The sequence below is a fragment of the Saccharopolyspora elongata genome, from assembly GCF_004348985.1.
Lineage (GTDB): Bacteria > Actinomycetota > Actinomycetes > Mycobacteriales > Pseudonocardiaceae > Saccharopolyspora > Saccharopolyspora elongata.
In genome coordinates, this window is the sequence record NZ_SMKW01000023.1 from 34,988 (window position 1) to 57,675 (window position 22,688).

14 protein-coding genes are annotated in these 22,688 nt (G+C 69.6%); 3 read left to right on the forward strand and 11 right to left on the reverse strand.

Annotated features, from left to right (window positions below):
• Positions 1–77: 77 nt before the first annotated feature.
• From E1288_RS18600 to E1288_RS18610, 3 genes are all read left to right on the forward strand, one after another.
• Complete coding sequence (locus E1288_RS18600) at positions 78–1,235, forward strand: Glu/Leu/Phe/Val family dehydrogenase (protein ID WP_132486750.1); 1,158 nt, start codon at positions 78–80, stop codon at positions 1,233–1,235.
• Between the two features lie 147 nt (positions 1,236–1,382).
• Positions 1,383–2,309 (forward strand): LysR family transcriptional regulator, encoded by a 927-nt coding sequence (locus E1288_RS18605; protein WP_132486752.1) that lies wholly within the window; start codon positions 1,383–1,385, stop codon positions 2,307–2,309.
• 83 nt (positions 2,310–2,392) lie between these two features.
• A complete protein-coding gene (locus tag E1288_RS18610) occupies positions 2,393–4,576 on the forward strand; it encodes a thiamine pyrophosphate-dependent enzyme (protein WP_132486754.1) in 2,184 nt (727 codons plus the stop codon).
• 241 nt (positions 4,577–4,817) lie between these two features.
• Here E1288_RS18610 and E1288_RS18615 read toward each other — a convergent pair whose 3' ends face one another.
• The 11 genes from E1288_RS18615 to E1288_RS18665 form a co-directional block, all read right to left on the reverse strand.
• Positions 4,818–6,161, reverse strand: a complete 1,344-nt coding sequence (locus tag E1288_RS18615) for an FAD-binding oxidoreductase (RefSeq protein WP_235883645.1) — start codon at positions 6,159–6,161, stop codon at positions 4,818–4,820.
• A gap of 123 nt (positions 6,162–6,284) precedes the next feature.
• Positions 6,285–7,085, reverse strand: coding sequence for an MBL fold metallo-hydrolase (locus tag E1288_RS18620; RefSeq protein WP_235883646.1), 801 nt, complete (start codon positions 7,083–7,085; stop codon positions 6,285–6,287).
• Positions 7,086–7,462: 377 nt separating this feature from the next.
• The gene (locus E1288_RS18625; RefSeq protein ID WP_132486758.1) at positions 7,463–8,443 is read right to left on the reverse strand and encodes a phosphatidylinositol-specific phospholipase C; all 981 of its coding nucleotides are present in this window, start codon (positions 8,441–8,443) and stop codon (positions 7,463–7,465) included.
• Positions 8,444–8,515: 72 nt separating this feature from the next.
• A complete protein-coding gene (locus tag E1288_RS18630; protein WP_132486760.1) occupies positions 8,516–9,973 on the reverse strand; it encodes a carboxylesterase/lipase family protein in 1,458 nt (485 codons plus the stop codon).
• Between the two features lie 44 nt (positions 9,974–10,017).
• Positions 10,018–11,340 (reverse strand): wax ester/triacylglycerol synthase family O-acyltransferase, encoded by a 1,323-nt coding sequence (locus E1288_RS18635; protein ID WP_235883647.1) that lies wholly within the window; start codon positions 11,338–11,340, stop codon positions 10,018–10,020.
• Between the two features lie 663 nt (positions 11,341–12,003).
• On the reverse strand, positions 12,004–12,897 hold the full coding sequence (locus E1288_RS18640; RefSeq protein ID WP_132486762.1) for a methylenetetrahydrofolate reductase: 894 nt from the start codon (positions 12,895–12,897) through the stop codon (positions 12,004–12,006).
• Positions 12,898–12,928: 31 nt separating this feature from the next.
• Positions 12,929–14,389, reverse strand: coding sequence for an adenosylhomocysteinase (ahcY, locus tag E1288_RS18645; RefSeq protein WP_132486764.1), 1,461 nt, complete (start codon positions 14,387–14,389; stop codon positions 12,929–12,931).
• A 48-nt stretch (positions 14,390–14,437) separates the two neighbouring features.
• Positions 14,438–18,004 carry a methionine synthase gene (gene metH, locus E1288_RS18650; RefSeq protein ID WP_132486766.1) on the reverse strand — a complete coding sequence of 1,189 codons (3,567 nt, stop codon included), beginning with the start codon at positions 18,002–18,004 and terminating at the stop codon, positions 14,438–14,440.
• 19 nt (positions 18,005–18,023) lie between these two features.
• On the reverse strand, positions 18,024–18,998 hold the full coding sequence (locus tag E1288_RS18655; RefSeq protein WP_132486768.1) for a carbohydrate kinase family protein: 975 nt from the start codon (positions 18,996–18,998) through the stop codon (positions 18,024–18,026).
• 142 nt (positions 18,999–19,140) lie between these two features.
• Positions 19,141–20,343, reverse strand: coding sequence for a methionine adenosyltransferase (metK, locus tag E1288_RS18660; RefSeq protein WP_132486770.1), 1,203 nt, complete (start codon positions 20,341–20,343; stop codon positions 19,141–19,143).
• Positions 20,344–20,639: 296 nt separating this feature from the next.
• A complete protein-coding gene (locus E1288_RS18665; protein ID WP_132486772.1) occupies positions 20,640–22,343 on the reverse strand; it encodes a glycine/sarcosine N-methyltransferase in 1,704 nt (567 codons plus the stop codon).
• Positions 22,344–22,688: the final 345 nt, after the last annotated feature.

A 22,688-nucleotide genomic window follows, 5' to 3' on the forward strand; every position in this document is an offset into this window, starting at 1 on the left:
GCGGCTTCACCGCTTCAAAAACGAGAACTGATTTCCCGACCGGGCTGCGCGGCGCAGCCGACGAAGGAGCGCGAACCGTGCGTGATCTGTTGCAGGAGATCGACGAGTGGGGCCCGGAGAAGGTCGTGTGCGTCTCCGACGCGCGCACCGGCATGCGGGGCGTGCTGGTCATCGACAACACCGCCCGCGGCACCGGCAAGGGCGGCACCCGGATGAGCCCGACCGTCACCGTCGGCGAGGTCGCCCGGCTGGCCCGCGTGATGACCTGGAAGTGGGCCGCGGTCGACCTGTTCCACGGCGGCGCGAAGGCCGGCATCTTCGCCGACCCGGACTCGCCGGACAAGGAGCGGATCGTGCGGGCATTCGCGCGGCGGCTGGCCGACCAGATCCCGGCCAGCTACGTCGCCGGGCTGGACATGGGCATGACCGAGCACGACGCGGCGATCATCCAGGACGAGCTCGGCGATCGCGGCGCGGCCGTCGGGGTGCCCGAATCGCTGGGCGGCGTGCCCTACGACCAGCTGGGCGTGACCGGCCACGGCGTCGCCGAGGCCGTGGACGCGGCGCTGGCCCGGCAGGGCCGCAGCGTGGCCGGCGCGCGGGTGGCCCTGCAGGGCTTCGGCGCCGTCGGGGCGGCCGCGGCGAAGCGGCTGCACGAGCTCGGCGCGCAACTGGTGGCGCTGTCCACGATCGACGGATCGGTGCACGACCCGGACGGGCTCGACGTGCCGCAGTGGCTGGACGCCCGCGCCGAGTTCGGCGACGCGTGCGTGGCCAAGGCCTCGGCGCAGCAGCGGATTCCGCGCGGCGAGGAACTGCTGGTGGACTGCGACGTGCTGATCCCGGCCGCCGGGCAGGACGTCATCGACGAAGCCGTCGCCGCCGGCATCCGGGCCGGGCTGGTCGTGGAGGGCGCGAACCTGCCGACCACGCCGGAGGCCCGCCGCTTGCTGGCCACCCGCGAGATCACCGTGGTGCCGGACTTCATCGCCAACGCCGGCGGCGCCATCGCGGCCGGTTTCGCGATGGATGCGCGGTATTCCGCTTTCCGGCCGGAGCCGACCGCGATCCTGCGGGCGGTCGCGGAGCGGACCCGCAGCAACACCGTGCTGGTGCTGGACACCGCGCAGTCCGACGGCGTGCTGCCGCACCAGGCGGCACTGGACCTGGCGAAGCAGCGGGTGCGGACGGCGATGCAGCTGCGCGGCCGGTTGCCCAGCACCGCCGCCGTGTGAGGGCCGCTTTGAACCTGAACCCACATCGCGTGGCTCCGCAATTTCCATTGAGATCGAACCTTCGATTTCAATGGAAATTGCGGTCGACACCCGGGGCGAGCCGGCCTCTGGTGCGCGGTCTGGAAGACGAGAGTTGAGGGGGCAGGCGTGCTCAACCCGATCCACCTGAGAACCCTGCAGGAATGCGTCCGCACCGGCTCGTTCGCCGAGGCCGGCAGGGTGCTCGGCTACACCGCATCGGCGGTGTCGCAGCAGATGGTGCTGCTGGAACGCGCGGTCGGCGCGCCGCTGTTCGAACGCTCCGCCCGCTCCGCCCGCAGCACCGCGCTGGCGGTCCGGCTCGCCGACCGCAGCCGCGACGCGCTCGGCGCGCTCGACTCGCTGGAACGCGAGGTGCGGGCGATGGTCGCCGGCGAGGAAGGCAGCCTGCGGCTGGCCAGCTTCGCCACCGCCAACGCGCGGGTGCTGCCCGACGTGCTGGCCGCCGTGGTCGCCGAGCGGCCCAGCGCCGAGGTGCAGCTCGACGAGGGCGAACCGGACGAGGTGCTCGGCGACGTGCTCGAAGGCGTCCTGGACGCGGCGGTCGTCTTCGAGTACGACCTCGATCCTCGGCAGTGGCCGATCGAGCTGTGCGTGGAGGAGCTGATGGCCGAGCCGCTGCGGCTGGCACTGCCCGAGACGCACCGGCTGGCCGGCGCCCCGGAGGTGGAGCTGCGCGAGCTCGCCGACGACGCCTGGATCTGCACCCGGCAGGACACCGCGGGCGCGCGGGCGCTGGTGCGGCTGGCCGCCGCCGCCGGGTTCGTGCCACGGATCACCTTCCGCAGCAACGACTACTCGGTGATCCGGGACCTGGTGGCCCGCGACCTCGGGGTCGCGGTGCTGCCCGGGCTGGCGATCCCCGACGACCACGTGCGGATCTCCCGGATCTCCGGCTGGCAGCCGCACCGCAGGGTGAAGGCCCTGTACCGGAAGCAGAACACCAACCCGCTGCTGCCGATCGCGCTGGAGTGCCTGGCCAAGTCCTGCGCCCAGGTGGCCAACGGCTGGCACGCGGAACCGCGCGAGCCGTGACCGCATCGGCTCGTGAGTGCTTTGTGTCGCTGTAGCGGCACAAAGCACTCACGACCCCCGCTCACTTGCAACACGGAGGATCAATGAGCGACAAGACCGAGCCCGTTGACGAGTTCTTCCGGGCCGCCGTGGCCGGTTGGTCCGCACGGCCGTCGACCGGGTCGGGGCCGGGCGACGAGTTGCTGGCGCTGTTCGACTCGCAGGCCGGCAGCCGGCACCTGGACTTCCAGGCGCGGCAACTGGGCTCGCAGGGCAAGGGCTTCTACAGCATCGGCTCGTCCGGGCACGAGTCCAACGCCGCGGTCGCCGCCGCGCTGCGGCCGACCGATCCGGCGCTGCTGCACTACCGCTCCGGTGGCTTCTACGTCCACCGCGGCCGGCAGGTGCCGGGGCAGCAACCGCTGCGCGACGTGCTGCTGGGCATCGTCGCCTCGGCCGACGAACCGATCTCCGGCGGGCGGCACAAGGTGTTCGGCAACGCCGAGCTGTCCGTCATCCCGCAGACCTCGACCATCGCCTCGCACCTGCCCCGCGCGGTCGGCCTGGCGTTCTCCCTGGGACGGGCGGCGAAACTGGACGTCCCGACCGCGTGGCCGGCGGATTCGGTGGTGGTGTGCAGCTTCGGCGACGCCTCGGCGAACCACTCGACCGCGACCGGCGCGATCAACTCGGCGCTGCACTGCGCCTTCCAGGGCCTTCCGATGCCGCTGCTGCTGGTGTGCGAGGACAACGGCATCGGGATCAGCGTGCGCACTCCGCAGGGCTGGATCGAGTCCACCTATGGCAACCGCGCCGGCCTGCGGTACTTCACGGTCGACGGCGCCGACCCGGTGCAGTGCCTGGCGGTCGCGCGGGAGGCCGCCGACTGGGTTCGCGAGCACCGCGCCCCGGCGTTCCTGCACCTGCGGACGGTGCGGTTGATGGGTCACGCCGGGTCCGACGTGGAGTCCGGATACCGATCGCGCACCGAGATCACCACCGACTACCAGCGCGACCCGCTGCTCTGCACGGCGAAAGCACTGGTGGACAACGGGATCCTGGAGCCAGGCGAGGTGCTCGCGCGTTACGAGGACAAACGGGCCGAGGTCGCGCGCATCGCGGAGGATGCGCTCGGCCGCCGCAAGCTGGACAGCGCCGCCGAGGTGATGGCGTCGATCTACCAGGACCGGCCCGACGCCGTTGCGCGCCGGGCGGGCGAGGTCCCGCCGCGACGCGCGGAGGTCTTCGCCGATCAGCTGCCCGAAGCCGAGGGGCCGCTGACCCTGGCGCAGGCGATCAACCGGTCGCTGACCGAGGAGCTGGGCCGCGACCCGGGCGTCGTGGTCTTCGGCGAGGACGTCGCGCGCAAGGGCGGCGTGTACGGGGTGACGCGCGGGCTGCGCAAGAAGTTCGGCGGCACCAAGGTGTTCGACACACTGCTGGACGAGCAGAGCATCCTGGGCACCGCGCTCGGTGCGGGGCTCGCCGGGCTGCTGCCGATCCCCGAGATCCAGTACCTCGCGTACGTGCACAACGCGGCTGACCAGTTGCGCGGTGAGGGCAGCACGCTGAGCTTCTTCTCCAACGGCCAGTACCGGAATCCGATGGTCGTGCGCATCGCCGGTTACGGTTACCAGAAGGGGTTCGGCGGCCACTTCCACAACGACGACAGCGTCGCCGCGCTGCGCGACCTGCCGGGCGTCGTGGTCGCCTCGCCGTCGCGGCCCGACGATGCCGCCGCGATGCTGCGCACCTGCGTCGCCGCCGCGCACGAGGACGGCCGGGTGTGCGTGTTCCTGGAGCCCATCGCGCTCTACCACACGCGCGACCTGCACGAACCCGGCGACGGCGAGTGGCTGGCGCGGTATCCCGCGCCCGGTGAGCACCACGTGCCGATCGGGCGGGCCCGCGAGTACGGCGACGGCGACGACCTGACGCTGGTCAGCTTCGGCAACGGCGTGCCGATGAGCCTGCGGGTCGCGAAGCGGTTGCGGGAGCGCGGCCTCGGGGCACGAGTGCTGGACCTGCGCTGGCTGGCGCCGCTGCCGGTCGAGGACCTGCTGGCCGCGGCGCGCGCGACCGGCCGGGTGCTGGTGGTGGACGAAACCCGCCGCAGCGGCGGCGTTTCCGAGCCGGTGGTGACGGCGCTCGTCGACGGCGGCTTCGCCGGGCCGATCGCCCGGGTCACCAGCGAGGACAGCTTCATCCCGCTCGGCGCGGCGGCCTACCACGTCCTGCTCGACGAGGACACCACCGAAACGGCGGCCCTGGAACTCGCGAAGCGCTGACGGCGCTCCGCCGCTCACGGGCCATGGGTGCATTGACGGCGACAAGGCTGCTCGGGAACTTGCTCTGCACGCCGTTTTCGCGCGAAAACGGCATTCGCCACGCCTGCGAACGCCGTTTTCGCGCGAAAACGCCGCTTCCCAGGGCCGAGGCGAGGCACCGATTCGCGCAGCCTCCAAGCGCGGCTTTCCCGCAGCAATTGGGAAACGGGCCTCACCCGGGTGGTCCCCGACGTGCGGGATCTCAGCTGTCCGGGTCGCCGAAGACCTTGCCTGGGTTGAAGATCCCGGCCGGGTCGAGGGCGTTCTTGACCGCGTGGTGCATCCCGATCACCGCCGGGCTGAGCTCCGCGTGCAGGCCCTTGCGCTTGAGCAGGCCCACGCCGTGCTCGCCGGTCACCGTGCCGCCCATCGCGATGGCGTCGGCGACGATGTCGTCGAAGGCCCGCTGCGCGCGCAGCCGCGACGCGTCGTCACCGGGCGGCGTGATGATCAGCGGGTGCAGGTTGCCGTCGCCGGCGTGCGCGATGTTGGCGATCTGCGTGTCGTGCCGCTGCGCCGCCGCCTCGATGCGGCCCAGCATCTCCGGCACCTTCGCCCGCGGCACGCAGACGTCCTCGGTCAGCACCGGGCCAAGCCGCTCCAGCGCCGGATACGCCAGCCGGCGCGCGGCGAACAACGCGTCCGCCTCGTGCTCGTCGGTGGAACGGGCACTCCAGGTCGCGCCGGCCTCGTCGAAGCAGCGCAGCAGCCCGTCGACCTCCTGCTCCCCCGCCGCGCCCGGCGTGTCGGAACGGCCGAGCAGCAGCACGTTCGCCTCGGCGCTGAGGCCCATGTTCTTCCACTCGTCGACGGCCTTCAGGCAGTGCTGGTCGAGCAGCTCCAGCGCCGACGGCACGATCCCGGCCGCGGCGACCGCGGCCACCGCTTCGCCCGCCGCCACGAGGGAATCGAAGTACCCGACGACGGTGCGCTCGGGGGCTCGCAGGCCGGGCAGCAGCTTGACGGTGATCTCGGTGATCACGCCGAGCGTGCCTTCCGAGCCGACGAACAGCCCGCACAGGTCGTAGCCGGCGACGCCCTTGGCGGTGCGCCGCCCCAGCCGCACCACCTCGCCGTTGCCGACGACGGCTTCCAGGCCCAGCACGTAGTCGCGGGTCACGCCGTACTTCACGCAGCACACACCGCCCGCGTTGGTGGCGACGTTGCCGCCGATGGTCGACCACGGCGAGCTGGCCGGGTCCGGCGGGTACCAGGCGCCCTGCTCGCGGCAGGCGGCGCGCAGATCGTCGTTGACCACGCCGGGCTGCACCACGGCGAGCTGCTCGCGCGGGTTGATCTCCAGGATCTCGTTCATGCCCTCGAAGGAGATCAGCACGCAGCCGTCGATGGCGTTCGCGCCGCCCGACAGGCCGGTCCCGGCGCCTCGTGGCACCACCGGAACGCCCAGCTCGGCGCAGATCCGCACCGCGGCGACGACGTCATCGGTGCTGGTCGCGCGCACCACCGCCAGCGGTTCGCCGTGCGGGGCCCACTCGGCCTCGTCGTGGGCGAAGCGGGCGACGGAATCGGGGTCGGTCAGCAGCACCGGCTCGCGCAGTCCGCGCGCAGCGCCGCGAGCGCCTTCTCCGCCGTGCCTGACATGCCGTCCTCCGTCCGCCGCGATACTTACTCACGTTAACCAACGCGGGCATCAACCCCCGCAGTGAGGTCAGCGCGCCAGGGCGTCCAGGGTGAACTTCTCGGGGAAGGGCGAGCGCTCCACCGCCTGCTCCGCGGTGAGCTCCCCCGCCCCCACCGCCCGGCACAGCTCGGCCACGGTCGCCAGCTCGGCGCGCTGGTGCCGCACGAACTCCCGGTCCACCGGCTCGCCGTGCCCGGGCAGCACCACCGGCGCGTCCAGCGCGAGGATGCCGTCCAGCGCGGCGGGCCACCCCTGCGGATACGCGTCACCGAACTGCGGCGGCGCACCCTGCTCGACCAGATCGCCGGCGAACACGACACCCGCATCCGGCACGTGCACGACCAGGTCGTGGTCGGAGTGTGCCGGTCCGAAGTGGAGCAGCGCCACGTCGCGCCCGCCGAGGTCGAGCACCTGCCGGTCGCCGACCAGGTTGTCGGGCAACGCGATCCGGACCGCCTCGATGCGATCGGCGACCTCGTGCTCGCCCCGCTCCCGGTAGTGCCGAGCCCACTTCTCGCGCTGATCCGCCCCCGTGGCCACGAGCTGGGCGCGGCACCGGTCGTGCGCCCATACCTGGCACGGCAGGAACGCCTCGGTGCCGAAGCTGTGGTCGAAGTGCGCGTGGGTCAGGACCACCGACCAGGGCAGCGGCGTGACCTCGCGGACCGCCGCGGCGAGCTCGGCACCCTGCCCGGCATCGCCGCCGGTATCGATGACGAGACAGCGCTCACCGCCCACGACGAGGCCGACCGAGAGGTCCAGCTCCTCGTAGCGACGAACCAGCACGCCATCGGCGACGTCGATCCAGCGTCCCAACTTCCCACTCACCTCGAACTCACCACGATCCCCGACGACAAGCCGCCCCTGCCCAGATGACGGAGCGTCTCCGCCGCCCCGGAGGACAGGTCTTCCGCCGCGATTCTCCCTTCCGCCCGACCGATGCGCCCCAACGCCGCCCAAAACCGCCCCGATGACGCCCAAGCACCCGAGGGAACGCCCAATTTTGCCTAAAATTGGAACACTCAGAGCCCCCACGCCCCGCAGAGGAGAGCTCCCAATTTTGCCTAAAATTGGGCACATCAGAGCCCGCGCTCCCGCAGAGGAGGACTCCCAATTTTGCCTAAAATTGGGATTTTCCGAGGCGGGCGTAGTTCGGTGTGTGTGGTGGTTCCGATTTTGCCTGAAATCGCGAACTTCCGGGCCGGTCAGCGGTTGGCCGCGATGATGGCGTTCACCAGGTCCGCTCCCGGGAAGTCCATCATGACCACCCCGGTCCTCGGCAGGTCGTTGCCGTTGAGGTGCTCCAGGGCGTAGTCGTTGACTCCGCGGAAGCCGGACGCGCCGCAGGCGACCGCGTCCGGGAACGCCGCCGGGCTGGAACCGCTGGAGAAGTTCAGGAACATCCGGCCGGCGTCGGCGGCCGCCGTCTTGTCCAGGTGGTCGCGGACCTTGAACCACTTGTCGTCGATGTCGAACAGCGTCGGCACGTCGTAGGCGTCCTGGACGTACTCGCCCCAGGTGTCGTTGTTGAACTGGCCGAGCCCGCGCCCCTCGTAGAGCCCGCCACCCGCGCCCTGCAGGGTGGCCAGCACGATCTTGCCGCGCGCCTGCCCCAGAGTCGGCACGTCACCGCCCGCCGGGTCGAGCAGGTACCCGCCGTTGGGATCGTTGTCCCGGTACCAGTCGAGGATCTGCGCGGTGTCGAGCTGGCTGTTCTCGTCGGTGCACGAGGTCATCTCGCCGGTGCACTCGGCCTTCAGCCGCATGAGCACCGCTTCGCCGGGGTGCGCGGCCAGGAACTCGCCCGCCTCGCGCAGCACGTCGGAGAAGTTGGCGTTCTGGTAGAACGGCCCGTGGTGCAGGGTGAAAAGGTCGTCGTAGCGCCGCACCCGGATGTCGATGGCCCGGATGCCCGACTGCAGCTGCACGCCCAGCGTTTCCGCGCTGTCGCCGTGGTTCTCCTGCGTCTGCGTCAAGGAACCGCCGTGCAGCGACAGGGTTTGGTGGGTGCCCGGGATCGACAGCTTCGCGAGGCTGGCGTCGTCCGGTAGGCCCGCCATCCAGTCCGAGTTCGAGGTCTCCGTGATGCTCTGGCAGTACGGTGCAGCGGCCGCGGTCGCCGGTAGGACCGCGACGGCCAGCGCCATCGTGAGAACCGCTGCCGCACGAGCCGATCTTCCGGGCATGCGCAAGAGAATCCCGTGCCTGCTGCGCCGTCGGCCGGAATGGCGGGAAGTCGCCATCCCGGCCGGCGGCGATCACGCCGGGAAGCGGTGCCGCCAGATCTCGCGGGACGGCTTGATCGGGTCGGCCACCACCGTCGGCGGCACGTTCCAGATCCGGGCCGAGCGGTCCGCGGCGGTGTAGGCGGGCCAGCCCGGGTCGCCGGTGGTGGCGAAGGAGACCCACGCCCCGCGCAGCTCTCCGGAGAGGTCCTCGAAGTCCGGCGGAACCGTGCCCTCGAACCACACCGCGGTGAGCTCGCTTTCCGAGACGCCGAAGGTGAACGGCACGTCCAGCCCGTGGCAGGCACCGAGCGCACCGCCGAGCCCCGGGAGGGGCCAGGAGAACTCGTACAGGTAGCTCCGCCCGCCACCGGCGGCATGGCCCTCGGCGAGCCACGTCGACGGCATGCGGAACAGCTGGTCGCTGAGCATCACGGTGTACAGTTCCGCGTCGTCGACGCCCGGGTACCCGGCGCGGTACTCGTCGACCACCGACGGCGCCAGCCGCAAGCCCTGCGCCATCGCGGCCGGGTCCTTGGCCTCCGCGGGGAGCCCGACCGTGAACATCTTGGTCTCGTCGGTGTTGTAGCCGCTGATCAGGTCCACGCCGCGGGCCGCACCGGAGCGCAGCGCCTCCCACGGCAGCTCCGACAGCACCTCCCCGTCCAGGACCACCGCGTACGCCGTGGAGTTCGTCCAGGCCGCGCGGTCGGCGTTCATCTCCTGCATCACCGGGGACTGGGCCGCGTGGATCGCCTCCGACGGCACCGAGCCCAGCGCCTCGGCGGTGGCCGGCACGTCCAGCCGGCCGGCGATCAGCTCGCCGATCTTGCGGGCCTCGTCCTCGTCGGAGTAGAGGTTGCCCAGGCTCTGCGCGATGGCGCGGTGAAAGAGGCCCTGCCCGGCCGAACCGGCGATCAGCGCCGCCACCGAGGTCGCCCCGGCCGACTCGCCGAAGATCGTCACGTTGCCCGGATCGCCGCCGAACGCCGCGATGTTCTCCCGCACCCAGCGCAGTGCTGCGAGCTGGTCCAGGATGCCGCGGTTGGCGGGAGCATCAGCGACCCAGCCGAAGCCCTCGTAGCCCACGCGGTAGTTCACCGTCACCACGACCACGCCGTCGCTCGCCAGCCGCGCCGCGTCGTACGCCGGGCTGTCGGTCGCGCCGCCCAGGAACGCGCCGCCGTGGATCCAGACCATCACCGGCAACCCGCCGCCGAGGTCCGGGGTCCAGACGTTCAGGCTGAGGGAATCGGTGCGGTCGCCGGGATTCCACAGCAGTGGCACGCCCGGCATGATCGCGGGCTGCGGCACCGATGCGCTGAACGCCGAGGCGTCGCGCACGCCGCCCCAGCGCTCGGGCGCGACCGGGGCCTGGAACCGGCGCGGGCCGTCCAGCGGCGCCGCGTACGGGATTCCCTTGAACGCGCTGATCTCACCATTTACGGTGCCGCGCACCGCTCCGTGCTCGGTCCGCACCACAAGATCCATACCACCATATAACCAGGAAAACCGTGGCGGCGCGGGCGAATCGGTCACGACAGGTCGCCGAGTTCGGCAACCGCGAGCGGCAGCGCGCCGCTGAACTTCTCCAGGTCCGGCAGCGCGGCGCGGTTGGCGTGCACGCCGACGTGCACGGTGTCGCGGTACTGCGAAACCGCGATGGCCAGCGCCTGCCCTGCCGCCAGCGGGGCCACCGGGTACAGCTCCGCCAACGCCGCCCCGCCCAGGGTCGCCGGGAAGTCGGGCAGCGGCACGTTGGTGATCACGGTGTCGAACAGCAGCGCAGCGCTCTGCCCGGCCAGCGGGGCGGCCACCTGGTGCACGATCTGCGGCACCCGCCCGGCCAGCACCGGGAACGCGCCCGGCCCGCGCAGCGGACCTGCGCTCTTGTTGCGCCTCATCGCGGCCCGGATCGCCTGCAGCCTCGCCACCGGATCCGGCTCGTCCACCGGCAGATCGCACAGGTAACCGGAGAGCCGGTTGTTGCCGCTCACGTCGTCGCCGCGCCGACGGCAGACCGGGATCAGCGCCCGCACCGGCAGCTCACCGACCGGATGCCCGCGCGTGGCCAGCCACCGGCGGAACGCCCCGGCGAGCACCGCGAGCACCACGTCGTTGGTGGTGCCGCCGTGCTTCGCGCGGATGCGCCGCAGGTCGGCGAGGTCGATCGGGACCAGCGCCACCCGCCGCGCCGTCGAGGACGAGGCGCGCAACGGCGAATCCGGGACCGGCATCCGCATGTTGCGCACCACCGACGAGGCGATGCCCAGCGTCTCGCCGGATTTCGACAGGGTTCCGCGCACCGCCCCGATCAGCTTCCCCGGGCGCCGGAGGAACTGCAGCGGACCGCCGCCGGGGCAGGCCGGTTCCTGCTCGGCGGGCGCGAAGCCGTCCAGCAGCGCCAGGCCCGTTTCGACGGCCTCGCGGCCATCGGCCAGAGCGTGGTGGAACTTCACCAGCACCGCGAACCGGTCCCCGTCCAGGCCGGTGATCAAGTGCAGTTCCCACAGCGGACGGCGCCGGTCCAGCGGATCCGCGAGGAGCTCCGCGGCCAGCCCGGCCAGCTCCGCCCGCCCGCCGGGGGTGGGCAGCTGGTGGCTGTGCACGTGTTCGGACGCATCGAACCCCGGGGCTTCCGCCCAGTGGGCCTGGCCGGGCAGCCAGGACTGGCCGATCCGCAGCCGCAGCCGCGCGATCCGCTGCGCCCGCTCCGCGAGCAGCGCCAGCAAGCGCAACCGGTCCGCCGGCTCCGGCGGCCGGAACACCGCGACCGCGCCGAGGTGCATCGGCGTTGTTTCCTGCTCCAGGCAGAGGAACGCCCAGTCCAGCGCGCTGACCTCGCTCGTCGTCATCATCGCCGCACCTCACCGCGCAATTCGAGAAGTCGTTTCCGCGAACCATTCGAACTCGGCAAATCGACCGGCCGGGTTACCGGACCGTTTCCGTTCCCGAAACACCGGGCGGCGAAACCACTAGGCGGGCCGATCCGCGGCAATTGATCTTTCGGAATTCCCGGAGAAGATTCGCCCTCGAACGGTTCGGGACCGCGACGCGAGCACACCGGCGACAACGGCACTGACCTGCTCCTCCCCGCCCCGCGACAGCACTCGACGAACCCCGCTCCCGAACCCAGTTCCGGGACACCGCTTCCAGCGCACCATTGCGCTTCTGCCCGATTTGGACTGATCGATTTCCGGTCGCGGCCGAATTCGGCCGAGCGGACCGCGAATGCGTCAACTCTAGCGAAGCGCGGGACCGGATCAAAAAGGAAACCACCGGGTCCGGTGCCCCCGCACCACCGTTGATCGCTCCGCTGCGTGCCGAGCACCCGCCGCCGGTCACCCGAATGCGGCCACGGCGACCGCGCGCGACGGCCGTCCGACGGGCTTCGATGACACCACGCACCGGGTCGGCCCGGATTCGCACCCCGGGGCCGTGACCGACCTCACCCGGAATCCCGCCCCGACGAGCAGAAGCCCGCCGCCCCGGAGGGACGGCGGGCTTCGACGGCTCGGACGTCAGGCGGCTTTCAGCACGCCGTCGGCCAGTCCGAGGTTGGCCACCACCTCGCGGGTGGCCTTGGCCCGGTTGAGGCTGTAGAAGTGCAGCGCCGGCACGCCTTCGGCGATCAGCTTCTCGCACAGCCGGGTGGTGATCTCCAGCCCGGCCGCCCGGAAGCCGGCCGCGTCGTCGCGCAGCGGGTCCAGCGCCGCCGACACCTCGTCCGGGATCGTCATGTTGCTCAGCTGCGTGGTCATGCCCAGCACCCGCGGCGTGGTGATCGGCATGATCCCCGGCAGCAGCGGCTGGTCGCAGCCGTGCTGCGCCAGCCGGTCCCGCAGCCGCAGGAAGTACTCCGGCTCCAGGAACATCTGCGCCACCGAGAAGTCCGCCCCGGCCCGCAGCTTGTTGACCATGTGCCGGGTGTCGGACTCCAGGTCCACCGAGCGCGGGTGCAGGTGCGGGAACGCCGCGACGCCCACGCTGAAGTCACCGCACTCGCGCACCAGCCGCACGAGCTCGTCGGCGTAGGTGATGCCCTCCGGGTGCGGGATCCACTCGCCCATCGGGTCGCCCGGCGGGTCGCCGCGGATCGCCAGCACGTTGGTGATGCCCTCGGCCGCGTACGAGCCGATGACGTGCCGCAGTTCGGCGATCGAGTGGTTCACGCCGGTCAGGTGCGCCACCGGCAGCAGGGTGGTGTCGCCCGCGATCCGGCCGGTGGTGCGCACGGTGCGGTCCCGGCTGGACCCGCCGGCCCCGTAGGTCACCGACACGTACGCGGGGTCCAGCGGCTCCAGTTCCCGGATGGCCCGCCACAGCTGGCGTTCCTCCTCGTCGGTCTTCGCGGGGAAGAACTCCACCGAGAACACCGTCTTGCCGGGGCGCAGCCGGTCTATGACCCGAGTCATGGCCTGGTCTCCTTCTCAGCCGAGAAATCGATCAGTAGCGGTAGTGGTCGGGCTTGTACGGGCCGTTGACGTCGACGCCGATGTAGGCGGCCTGCTCCTTGGTGAGCTTGGTCAGCTTCACGCCCAGCGCATCCAGGTGCAGCCGCGCGACCTTCTCGTCCAGGTGCTTCGGCAGCACGTACACCTGCTTCTCGTACTCGCCCGGCTTGGTGAACAGCTCGATCTGGGCGATCGTCTGGTTGGTGAAGGAGTTCGACATCACGAAGCTCGGGTGCCCGGTCGCGTTGCCCAGGTTCAGCAGACGGCCCTCCGACAGCACGATGATCGAGTGCCCATCCTCGAACACGTACTCGTGGACCTGCGGCTTGATCTCCTGCTTGCGGACGCCCGGCACCTTCTCCAGGCCCGCCATGTCGATCTCGTTGTCGAAGTGACCGATGTTGCCCACGATCGCCTGGTGCTTCATCCGCGTCATGTGCTCGGCGGTGATGATGTTGAAGTTGCCGGTGGTGGTGACGAAGATGTCCGCGGTCTCCACGACGTCTTCCAGGGTGGTGACCTGGTAGCCGTCCATCGCCGCCTGCAGCGCGCAGATCGGGTCGACCTCGGTGACGATCACCCGGGCGCCCTGGCCGCGCAGCGATTCCGCCGAGCCCTTGCCGACGTCGCCGTAGCCGCAGACGACCGCGACCTTGCCGCCGATGAGCACGTCGGTGGCCCGGTTGATGCCGTCGATCAACGAGTGCCGGCAACCGTACTTGTTGTCGAACTTCGACTTGGTGACCGAGTCGTTGACGTTGATCGCGGGGAACAGCAGGTCCCCGGTCTTGGCCAGCTCGTACAGGCGGTGCACGCCGGTGGTGGTCTCCTCGGTGACGCCCTTGATCTCACCGGCGATCTTGGTGAACCGCTGGCCGTTCCGGGCGATGCTGGCGCGCAGGGTCTCCAGGATGACCTTGTACTCCTCCGGGTCGTCCTCGCCCGGCTGCGGCACCGCGCCCGCGGCCTCGAACTCGACGCCCTTGTGCACCAACAACGTGGCGTCGCCACCATCGTCGAGGATCATGTTCGGACCCTGGCCATCACCGAACTGGAACAACTGGTCGGTGCACCACCAGTACTCCTCCAGCGACTCACCCTTCCACGCGAACACCGGCACACCCGCAGGCGCCTCCGGCGTCCCGTTCGGGCCCACCACGACCGCCGCCGCAGCCTCATCCTGCGTCGAGAAAATGTTGCACGACACCCACCGGACCTCCGCGCCCAACGCGACCAAGGTCTCGATCAACACAGCCGTCTGCACCGTCATGTGCAACGAACCCGCAACCCGCGCACCCTTCAACGGCTGCGAATCCGCGTACTCCTCGCGAGTCGCCATCAGGCCCGGCATCTCGTGCTCGGCCAACCGGATCTGATGCCGCCCGGCCTCGGCCAACGACAAATCCCGGACAGCGAACTCAAGGCCGCCTGCCTTCTGCAACTTGACGCTCATGGTTTCCCTTCTCGATTTCCCATGCGGTTGCGGTGTCTTGCGGGTGGATCAGGTGTTGAAGTACTTCGCCTCGGGGTGGTGGGCGATGATCGCGTCGGTGGACTGCTCGGGGTGCAGCTGGAACTCCTCCGAGAGCACCACGCCGATGCGCTCGGCCTCCAGCAGGTCGACGATCTTGGCCCGGTCCTCGATGTCCGGGCAGGCGCCGTAGCCGAAGGAGTACCGCGCGCCGCGGTAGCCGAGCTTGAAGAACTCCTGCACGTCGGCCGGGTCCTCCTCGGCCACCGAACCGCCGGCGGCCCAGAGGAGCTCCCGCCGGACGCGGCGGTGCCAGTACTCGGCCAGCGCCTCGGTGAGCTGCACGCCCATGCCGTGCACCTCCAGGTAGTCCCGGTAGGCGTTCTTGGCGAACAGCTCGTTGGCGTAGTCGGCGATCGGCTGGCCCATGGTGACCAGCTGCACCGGCAGCACGTCCACCTGGCCGGTCCTCTCGGCCTGCTCGCGCGTCCGGAAGAAGTCCGCCAGGCACAGCCGCCGGTCGCGCTTCTGCCGCGGGAAGAAGAACCGGTGCCGCTCCTGGGCGTCCGGCTCGTCCTTGTCCAGCACCACGAGGTGGTTTCCCTCGGTCACGCAAGGGAAGTAGCCGTAGACGACGGCGGCGTGCTGCAGGATGCCCGCGGTGGAAAGCTCGTCGATCCAGTGGCGCAGCCGCGGCCGGCCCTCGGATTCGACGAGTTCCTCGTAGGACGGCCCCTCGCCCTTCTTCGCGCCGCGCAGGCCCCACTGGCCGAAGAACGTGGCCCGCTCGTCCAGCAGCGCCAGGTAGTCGGCGACCGCGACGCCCTTGACCACCTTCGAGCCCCAGAACGGCGGCGTCGGCACCGGCGCTTCGGCGTCCACATCGGACCGCGTGGTGTCGGTGTACTCCGGCTCGGGTCCCTGCTCCGCCTTGCGCTTCTCGGCGATGCGCATCGACCGCTCGCGGCGAGCCTTGCGCTCGGCTTTCTTCGCCTGCTCGGCCGCGTCTTCGGCAGGCGCGTCACCGCGCTTGACGGACATGATGCGGTCCATCAGGTGCAGGCCTTCGAAGGCGTCCTTCGCATAACGCACATCGCCCTGGTAGACCTCGTCCAGGTCGTTCTCCACATAGGACCTGGTGAGCGCCGCCCCACCCAGCATCACCGGGTACTTCTCGGACATTCCCCTGGAGTTGAGCTCCTCCAGGTTCTCCTTCATGATCACGGTCGACTTCACCAGCAGGCCGGACATGCCGATGGCGTCGACCTTGTGCTCCTCGGCAGCGTCCAGGATGGCGTTGATCGGCTGTTTGATGCCGATGTTGACCACGTCGTAGCCGTTGTTGGACACGATGATGTCGACGAGGTTCTTGCCGATGTCGTGCACATCGCCCTTGACCGTGGCCAGCAGCAGCTTGCCCTTGCCGCCGGAGTCGTCCTTCTCCATGTGCGGTTCGAGGCAGGCGACAGCGGCCTTCATGACCTCGGCGGACTGCAGCACGAACGGCAGCTGCATCTGCCCGGAGCCGAACAGCTCACCGACGACCTTCATGCCGGCCAGCAGGTTCTCGTTGACGATGTCGAGCGGCTTCTTCTCCTTCATCGCCTCGTCGAGGTCCGCCTCCAGGCCGTTGCGCTCGCCATCGACGATCCGCCGCTCCAGCCGCTCGAACAGCGGCAGCTTCGCCAGTTCCTCGGCACGCGAAGCGCTGCTGGACTTCGCGGTCTTGCCTTCGAAGAGCTCCATCAGCTTCTGCAGCGGGTCGTAGCCCTCGCGGCGCCGGTCGTAGACCAGGTCGAGCGCGACCTCCCGCTGCTCGTCCTGGATCTTGTTCATCGGCAGGATCTTCGAAGCGTTCAGGATCGCGGTGTCCAGGCCCGCTTCCCGGCATTCGTTGAGGAACACCGAGTTCAGCACCTGCCGTGCCGCCGGGTTGAGCCCGAACGAGACGTTGGACAGGCCGAGCGTGGTCTGGACGTCCGGATGGCGCTTCTTGAGCTCCCGGATCGCGTTGATCGTCTCGATGGCGTCCTTGCGGACCTCTTCCTGGCCGGTGGTGATCGGGAAGACCAGGCAGTCGATGATGATCGCGGACTTCTCCAGACCCCAGTTGGTGGTCATGTCCTCGATCAGCCGTTCGGCGACCCGCAGCTTCCACTCGGCGGTGCGCGCCTGGCCTTCCTCGTCGATGCAGGTCACCACCACGGTGGCACCGTGTTCGACGACGAGCTTCATCACGCGCTCGTACCGCGAGCCCGGTTCGTGACCGTCCTCGTAGTTCACCGAGTTGACCGCGCACCGGCCGCCCAGGTGATCCAGGCCGGCCTCGATCACGTCCGGCTCCGTGGAGTCCACCATGATCGGCAGGGTCGAGGAGGTGGCCAGGCGCGACGCCAGCTCCCGCATGTCGACCGTGCCGTCGCGGCCGACGTAGTCCACGCACAGGTCCAGCATGTGGGCGCCTTCGCGCGTCTGGGACTTGGCGATCTCCACGCAGTCGTCGTAACGGCCTTCCAGCATCGCCTCGCGGAACGCCTTGGAACCGTTGGTGTTCGTGCGCTCGCCGATGTTGAGGATCGACGCGTCCTGTTCGAACGGCACCGCCTGGTACACCGACGAGATCGACGGGATGTGCTCCGGCTCGCGCACCTTCGGCGCCAGCGGCGCGACCGCCTCGGCCACGGCGCGCACGTGCTCGGTGGTGGTGCCGCAGCAGCCGCCGACCAGCCGGGCGCCGAAGTCGTTGACGAACCCGACCAGCGCCTCGGCCAGCTCGTCGGGCTGCAGCGGGTACACCGCGCCGTTGGGGCCGAGCTGGGGCAGACCAGCGTTGGGCATCACCGAGATCGGGATCCGGGAGTTCTGCGCCAGCACCCGCAGGTGCTCGCTCATCTCCGCCGGGCCGGTCGCGCAGTTCATCCCGATCAGGTCGATGCCCAGCGGCTCCAGCGCGGTCAGCGCTGCGCCGATCTCCGAGCCGACCAGCATCGTGCCGGTGGTCTCCACCGTGACCTGCGCGATGATCGGCAGCCACCGGCCGGTCTGGGCCATCGCCCGCTTCGCCGCCACGATCGCGGCCTTGGTCTGCAACAGGTCCTGGGAGGTCTCCACCAGCACCACGTCGATGCCGCCGTCGAGCATGCCCAGCACCTGCTCGACGTAGGCGTCGCGCAGCACGGAGTAAGGCGCGTGGCCCAGCGTCGGCAGCTTCGTGCCCGGGCCGACCGAACCGAGCACGAACCGCGGCCGTTCCGGCGTCGAGTACTCGTCGGCGGCTTCGCGGGCCAGCGCCGAGCCCGTCTCCGCCAGCTCCCGGATCCGCTCCGGGATGTCGTACTCGCCGAGGTTCGCCAGGTTCGCGCCGAAGGTGTTGGTCTCGATCGCGTCCGAGCCCGCCTCCAGGTAGCCCCGGTAGATCGAGGACACCACGTCGGGCCGCGTGACGTTCAGGATCTCGTTGCAGCCCTCCAGGTTGGCGAAGTCGTCCAACGTCAGGTCGAACGCCTGCAGCGCGGTACCCATGCCGCCATCGGCGACGAGGACCCGCTCGCCGAGGGCGGTCAGGAACCCGCTCGGATCGTTCTGCCGGTCTGCCATCCCCTGCTACTCCCCGTTCTCAGCCGAGCTTCGACTGGACCTCGGCCGCGGCGGCGTCACCGTACGCCTCGGCGATGCGCGCGACGAACGAGTCGCGCTCCACCTGGTACTCCTGCGGACCGTCGGTCTCCAGCGAGACGGTCGCCAACGTGCAGCCCAGCTGCAGCGAACGCTCCAGGTCGAGGTCGTGGTACAGCCCCGCGAGGAACCCGCTGCGCAGCGCGTCGCCGACGCCGGTCGGGTCGCCCTTCTGCTTCTCCTTCGGCGGCGCGACCTCGATGGTCGGCTCCGACTTGGACTCCACCTGCACGCCCTTCGGGCCCAGCGAGGTCGCCCAGAGGCCGACGCGTTCCAGCACGTCGGCGTGCGTCCAGCCGGTGCTCTGCAGCAGCAGGCCGTGCTCGTACTCGTTGGTGAAGAGGTATTCCGCGCCCTCGACGAGCCGGCGGATCTCCTCGCCCTCCATCCGGGCCAGCTGCTGGCCCGGGTCGGCGACGAACCGGTAGCCGCGGTCCCGGCACTCCTCGGTGTGCCGCACCATCGCCGCCGGGTCGTTGGGCGAGATCACCACCACGTCGAGGCCGCCCAGCCGGTCGGCGACCGGCTTGAGCTCGATCTCGCGGGCCTCGGCCATCGCCCCGGCGTAGAAGGACGCGATCTGGTTGTGGTCGGTGTCGGTGGTGCAGATGAACCGCGCGGTGTGCTTGGTGTCGGAGACGTACACCGACGAGGTGTCCACCCCGTGGCGCTCCAGCCACCCGCGGTACTCGTCGAAGTCCTGGCCGACGGCGCCGACGAGGGCCGAGCCGACGCCCAGCTGGCCGAGGCCGAAGGTGATGTTGGCCGCGATGCCGCCGCGCCGCACCTCCAGGTCGTCGACCAGGAACGACAACGACACCTGGTGGAGCCGATCCGCGACGAGCTGATCGGTGAACCTACCGGGATAGGACATCAGGTGGTCGGTGGCGATCGAACCGGTCACCGCAATCCGCACTGCTCTACTCCTTCACCAGGGCCGGCCGCCGCTGCGGCGCCGACCTTTGAAGCTCCATTGGACCCCGTCGCCGCTCACACCGGACCGCGGGGCGCGATCGGCGCGCCCCGCAGTCTGCCGCCACGACTCTCGAAGGTCGACGTCAGATACCGGCGGCGCTCTTCAGCGCCTCAGCCCGGTCGGTGCGCTCCCAGGGCAGGTCGACGTCACTGCGCCCGAAGTGACCGTACGCTGCCGTCTGGGCGTAGATCGGCCGCAAGAGGTCCAGGTCACGCACGATGGCGGCGGGCCGCAGGTCGAAGACCTCGTTGATCGCGGCCTGGATCTTCACCGGGTCGACGTTCTCGGTGCCGAAGGTCTCGACGAACAGGCCCACCGGCGCGGCCTTGCCGATCGCGTAGGCGACCTGCACCTCGATGCGGCTGGCCAGGCCCGCGGCGATGGCGTTCTTGGCCACCCAGCGCATCGCGTAGGCAGCCGAGCGGTCCACCTTCGACGGGTCCTTGCCGGAGAAGGCGCCGCCGCCGTGGCGGGCCATGCCGCCGTAGGTGTCGACGATGATCTTCCGGCCGGTCAGGCCCGCGTCGCCCATCGGGCCACCCACCACGAACCGGCCGGTCGGGTTCACCAGCAGCCGGGTGTCGCCGGAGTCCAGGCCGACCCGCTCGATCTCCGGGTCGATGACCTTCGCCTTGATGTCGCCCGCCAGCATGCCCTCGAGGTCGATGTCGGCGGCGTGCTGCGTGGACAGCACCACGGTGTCCAGGCGCACCGGCTGGTCACCGGCGTACTCGATGGTCACCTGCGTCTTGCCGTCCGGCCGCAGGTACGGCAACACCCCGTCCTTGCGGACCCGGGTCAGCCGCCGCGACAACCGGTGCGCCAGCGCGATCGGCAGCGGCATCAGCTCGTCGGTGTCGGTGCAGGCGTAGCCGAACATCAGGCCCTGGTCGCCGGCGCCCTGCTTGGCGATCTCGTCGATGACGCCCTCGACGCGGGACTCGTGCGCGTCGTCGACGCCCTGCGCGATGTCCGGCGACTGGGAGCCGATGGCGACGTTCACACCGCAGGAGGCACCGTCGAAGCCCTTGGCGGAGGAGTCGTAGCCGATCTCCAGGATCTTCTCCCGCACGATCGTCGGGATGTCCGCGTAAGCGTCGGTGGTCACCTCACCGGCCACGTGCACCTGGCCGGTGGTCACCAGCGTCTCCACCGCCACCCGCGACCGCGGGTCCTGGGACAACAACGCGTCCAACACAGCGTCGCTGATCGCATCGCAGATCTTGTCCGGGTGCCCCTCGGTCACCGACTCACTGGTGAACAACCTGCGGTTGATCTCACTCACGACTGCTCCTCACCTCACAGCTGATGCAGCACTGATCCTTGCGTACGGTAGTGACGTTTTCCAGAGGGGGTCTCAGCTGACTGTTTCCAGACTCGTCTTGCGTGGCGGTGCCGGTAGCGGAACCTCACACGCCGCCTGGACTCCGGGATCCCCGACTTGTGTATGACCAATACACGGCGTCCGGGCTGTCCTCGCCAGACGACGTCTGAGAACCCGCGGCGGTGCCAGTGGCGTGCGTGGGCTAAGCGGCTGCGCCGCTTCAAGGACAACGACCAATCCCATCTCCGGCATCGTTCTCAGGCGCGGGCGTGGATGATGCCCCAGGAGAGGTTGCCCGCCTTGCCACCTGCGACCCAGTTCTTCAGACCCGTCTTCATCTTGGCGCGGTATTCGTCGCTGATCCGGTCCGCCAGCTCCGCTTCCCGGCTCTCGAGTACGTCTAGAACGCGCCCATAGTGCACGGCTAGGAACTCGGTCAGGTCCTCGAAGTCGAAGTTCTGCAGGCCGAGGCGGGCCAGCTCGCGGCGGTAGAAGCCGGGCGAGCCCATCGTCTCCAGGTTCAGCCGGTCCAGGATCGGCCCGAGGTCCTTCGACTTTGCGCCGTCCGCGGCCATCGGGTCGGTGAAGATGAAGGAGCCGCCGCCCTTGAGCACCCGGGACACCTCCTCCAGGACCCGCTCCCGGTCGCCGCTGTGCAGGATCGCGTCCTGCGACCAGACGATGTCGAAGGCGTTGTCCTGGAACGGGATGTCCTCGAAGGAACCGTCCTTGACCTCGATCAGCTCGTCCAGCCCCGCGGCCCGGGTGAACTCGAGGTTCCGGGCGTTCTCGACCTCGCTGAGGTTCAGGCAGGACACCTTGCAGCCGTAGGTCTCGGCGAGGTGGCGGGCCGCGCCGCCGTAGCCGGAGCCGATGTCCAGGATGCGGGTGTCCGGGGTGATCTCGACCTTGTCGGCCATCCGCTCCACGGTGCGGCGTGAGGCGCTGTCGATGTCCTCGTCCGGGGTCTGGTAGATGCCGACGTGAATGTCGTTGCCGCCCCAGACGTGGTAGTAGAAGTTGTCCGCGTCCTCGGAATTGTAGTAATCCCGCGCGGTGTGCACCGCGGTCGAGTACACGTCGGAGAGCTCTTCGTCCGGCCGGTACTTCTTCTCCGCCACGTGGATGAAGAAGTCGGGTTCGGCGTCGTGGTAGGTCTCCTGGAAATCGCCGTAGGTGTCGATCCGCTGGAAGCCGACTTCGCGCATGAGCCGCCGCGTGTAGTTCTTCCGCAGCGGGTACATGTTCAAGAAGAATTCAGATTTGTCCGGGAACGTGTACTTGAAGCGCGCCAGGCCCTCGTCGACGTAATCGGGCTCCGCGGAAACGTCCTCGCCGGCGTAGTAGTAGGTGTGCTTCGACGAGAATCCGTTGTCCAGAATCGAGTCGTAATTTCGTTGATCGATGATCAGCACGCCGTCGTGCTTGAGCATCGCGTAGAACTCGGCGAGGGCTTTGCGCCGATCTCGTTCGGAGAACAGGTGCGTGAAGGAGTTGCCGAGGCAGATGATCGCGTCGTACTCGCCGTGGACGTCACGATTCAGCCAGCGCCAGTCGGCGTGCACCACGCGGAGGATGTGGCCGCCGTAGGTCAGTCCGTTGCTGAACGCCTTGGCCAGCATCTGCGGGCTGCCGTCGGCGCTGACCGCGTCGAAGCCCTCCTCCAGCAGCCGCACGGAGTGGAAGCCGGTGCCGGTGGCGACGTCGAGCACCGAGCGGACGCCACGGGCCTTGAGCTGGTCGATGAAGAACGAGCCCTCGCTCTGGTAGCGCTTCTTCCAGTCGATCAGCTCGTCCCACTTCTCGACGAAACCGCCGACGTACTCGTACGTGTAGTGGTCAGATTCGCGCACTTCCAACGGGTTCTCGCCGAACACCTGCTCCTCGCGCGCCACCAGACCAGCGGTGTCCTGAGATCCGGGCTGCTCACTCGAAGCAAGATCGTCCACGCTCTTCGCCATTCTTCACTCCCACCACTCACGTTGGTCATGCGCCACCGCAGAACTCGGGGCCGCGCAAATCCGTGCCCCGAGCTCGTCTCGTGGCCGTGTCGGGTCGCCACTGCGAAAAAAGGCAACGCCCGTACCGGCGTGGGCAGCCGAGAAACGCTCAAGGCCGCAACACCTACGCCGATCACTTCCGGTCGGCACCCTCGCCGACCGGCCCTGACGCGATATTCCTGCGTCGGTTAACTAACCTAGGCGAAGGAGATCGCAAAGCAAGCGTACGAACGTGTGACGCTAATCACCGGAATACGATGAATGCGTGATTTCCACTGTCACCCTGGGTGAATAAATGCGCTGCCA

Coding starts and splice junctions, on each gene's coding strand:
- E1288_RS18610 (WP_132486754.1), top strand. CDS start 2,393: ATGAGCGACAAGACCGAGCCCGTTGACGAGTTCTTCCGGGCCGCCGTG.
- E1288_RS18625 (WP_132486758.1), bottom strand. CDS start 8,443: ATGCCCGGAAGATCGGCTCGTGCGGCAGCGGTTCTCACGATGGCGCTG.
- E1288_RS18630 (WP_132486760.1), bottom strand. CDS start 9,973: ATGGATCTTGTGGTGCGGACCGAGCACGGAGCGGTGCGCGGCACCGTA.
- E1288_RS18635 (WP_235883647.1), bottom strand. CDS start 11,340: ATGATGACGACGAGCGAGGTCAGCGCGCTGGACTGGGCGTTCCTCTGC.
- E1288_RS18640 (WP_132486762.1), bottom strand. CDS start 12,897: ATGACTCGGGTCATAGACCGGCTGCGCCCCGGCAAGACGGTGTTCTCG.
- ahcY (WP_132486764.1), bottom strand. CDS start 14,389: ATGAGCGTCAAGTTGCAGAAGGCAGGCGGCCTTGAGTTCGCTGTCCGG.
- metH (WP_132486766.1), bottom strand. CDS start 18,004: ATGGCAGACCGGCAGAACGATCCGAGCGGGTTCCTGACCGCCCTCGGC.
- E1288_RS18665 (WP_132486772.1), bottom strand. CDS start 22,343: ATGGCGAAGAGCGTGGACGATCTTGCTTCGAGTGAGCAGCCCGGATCT.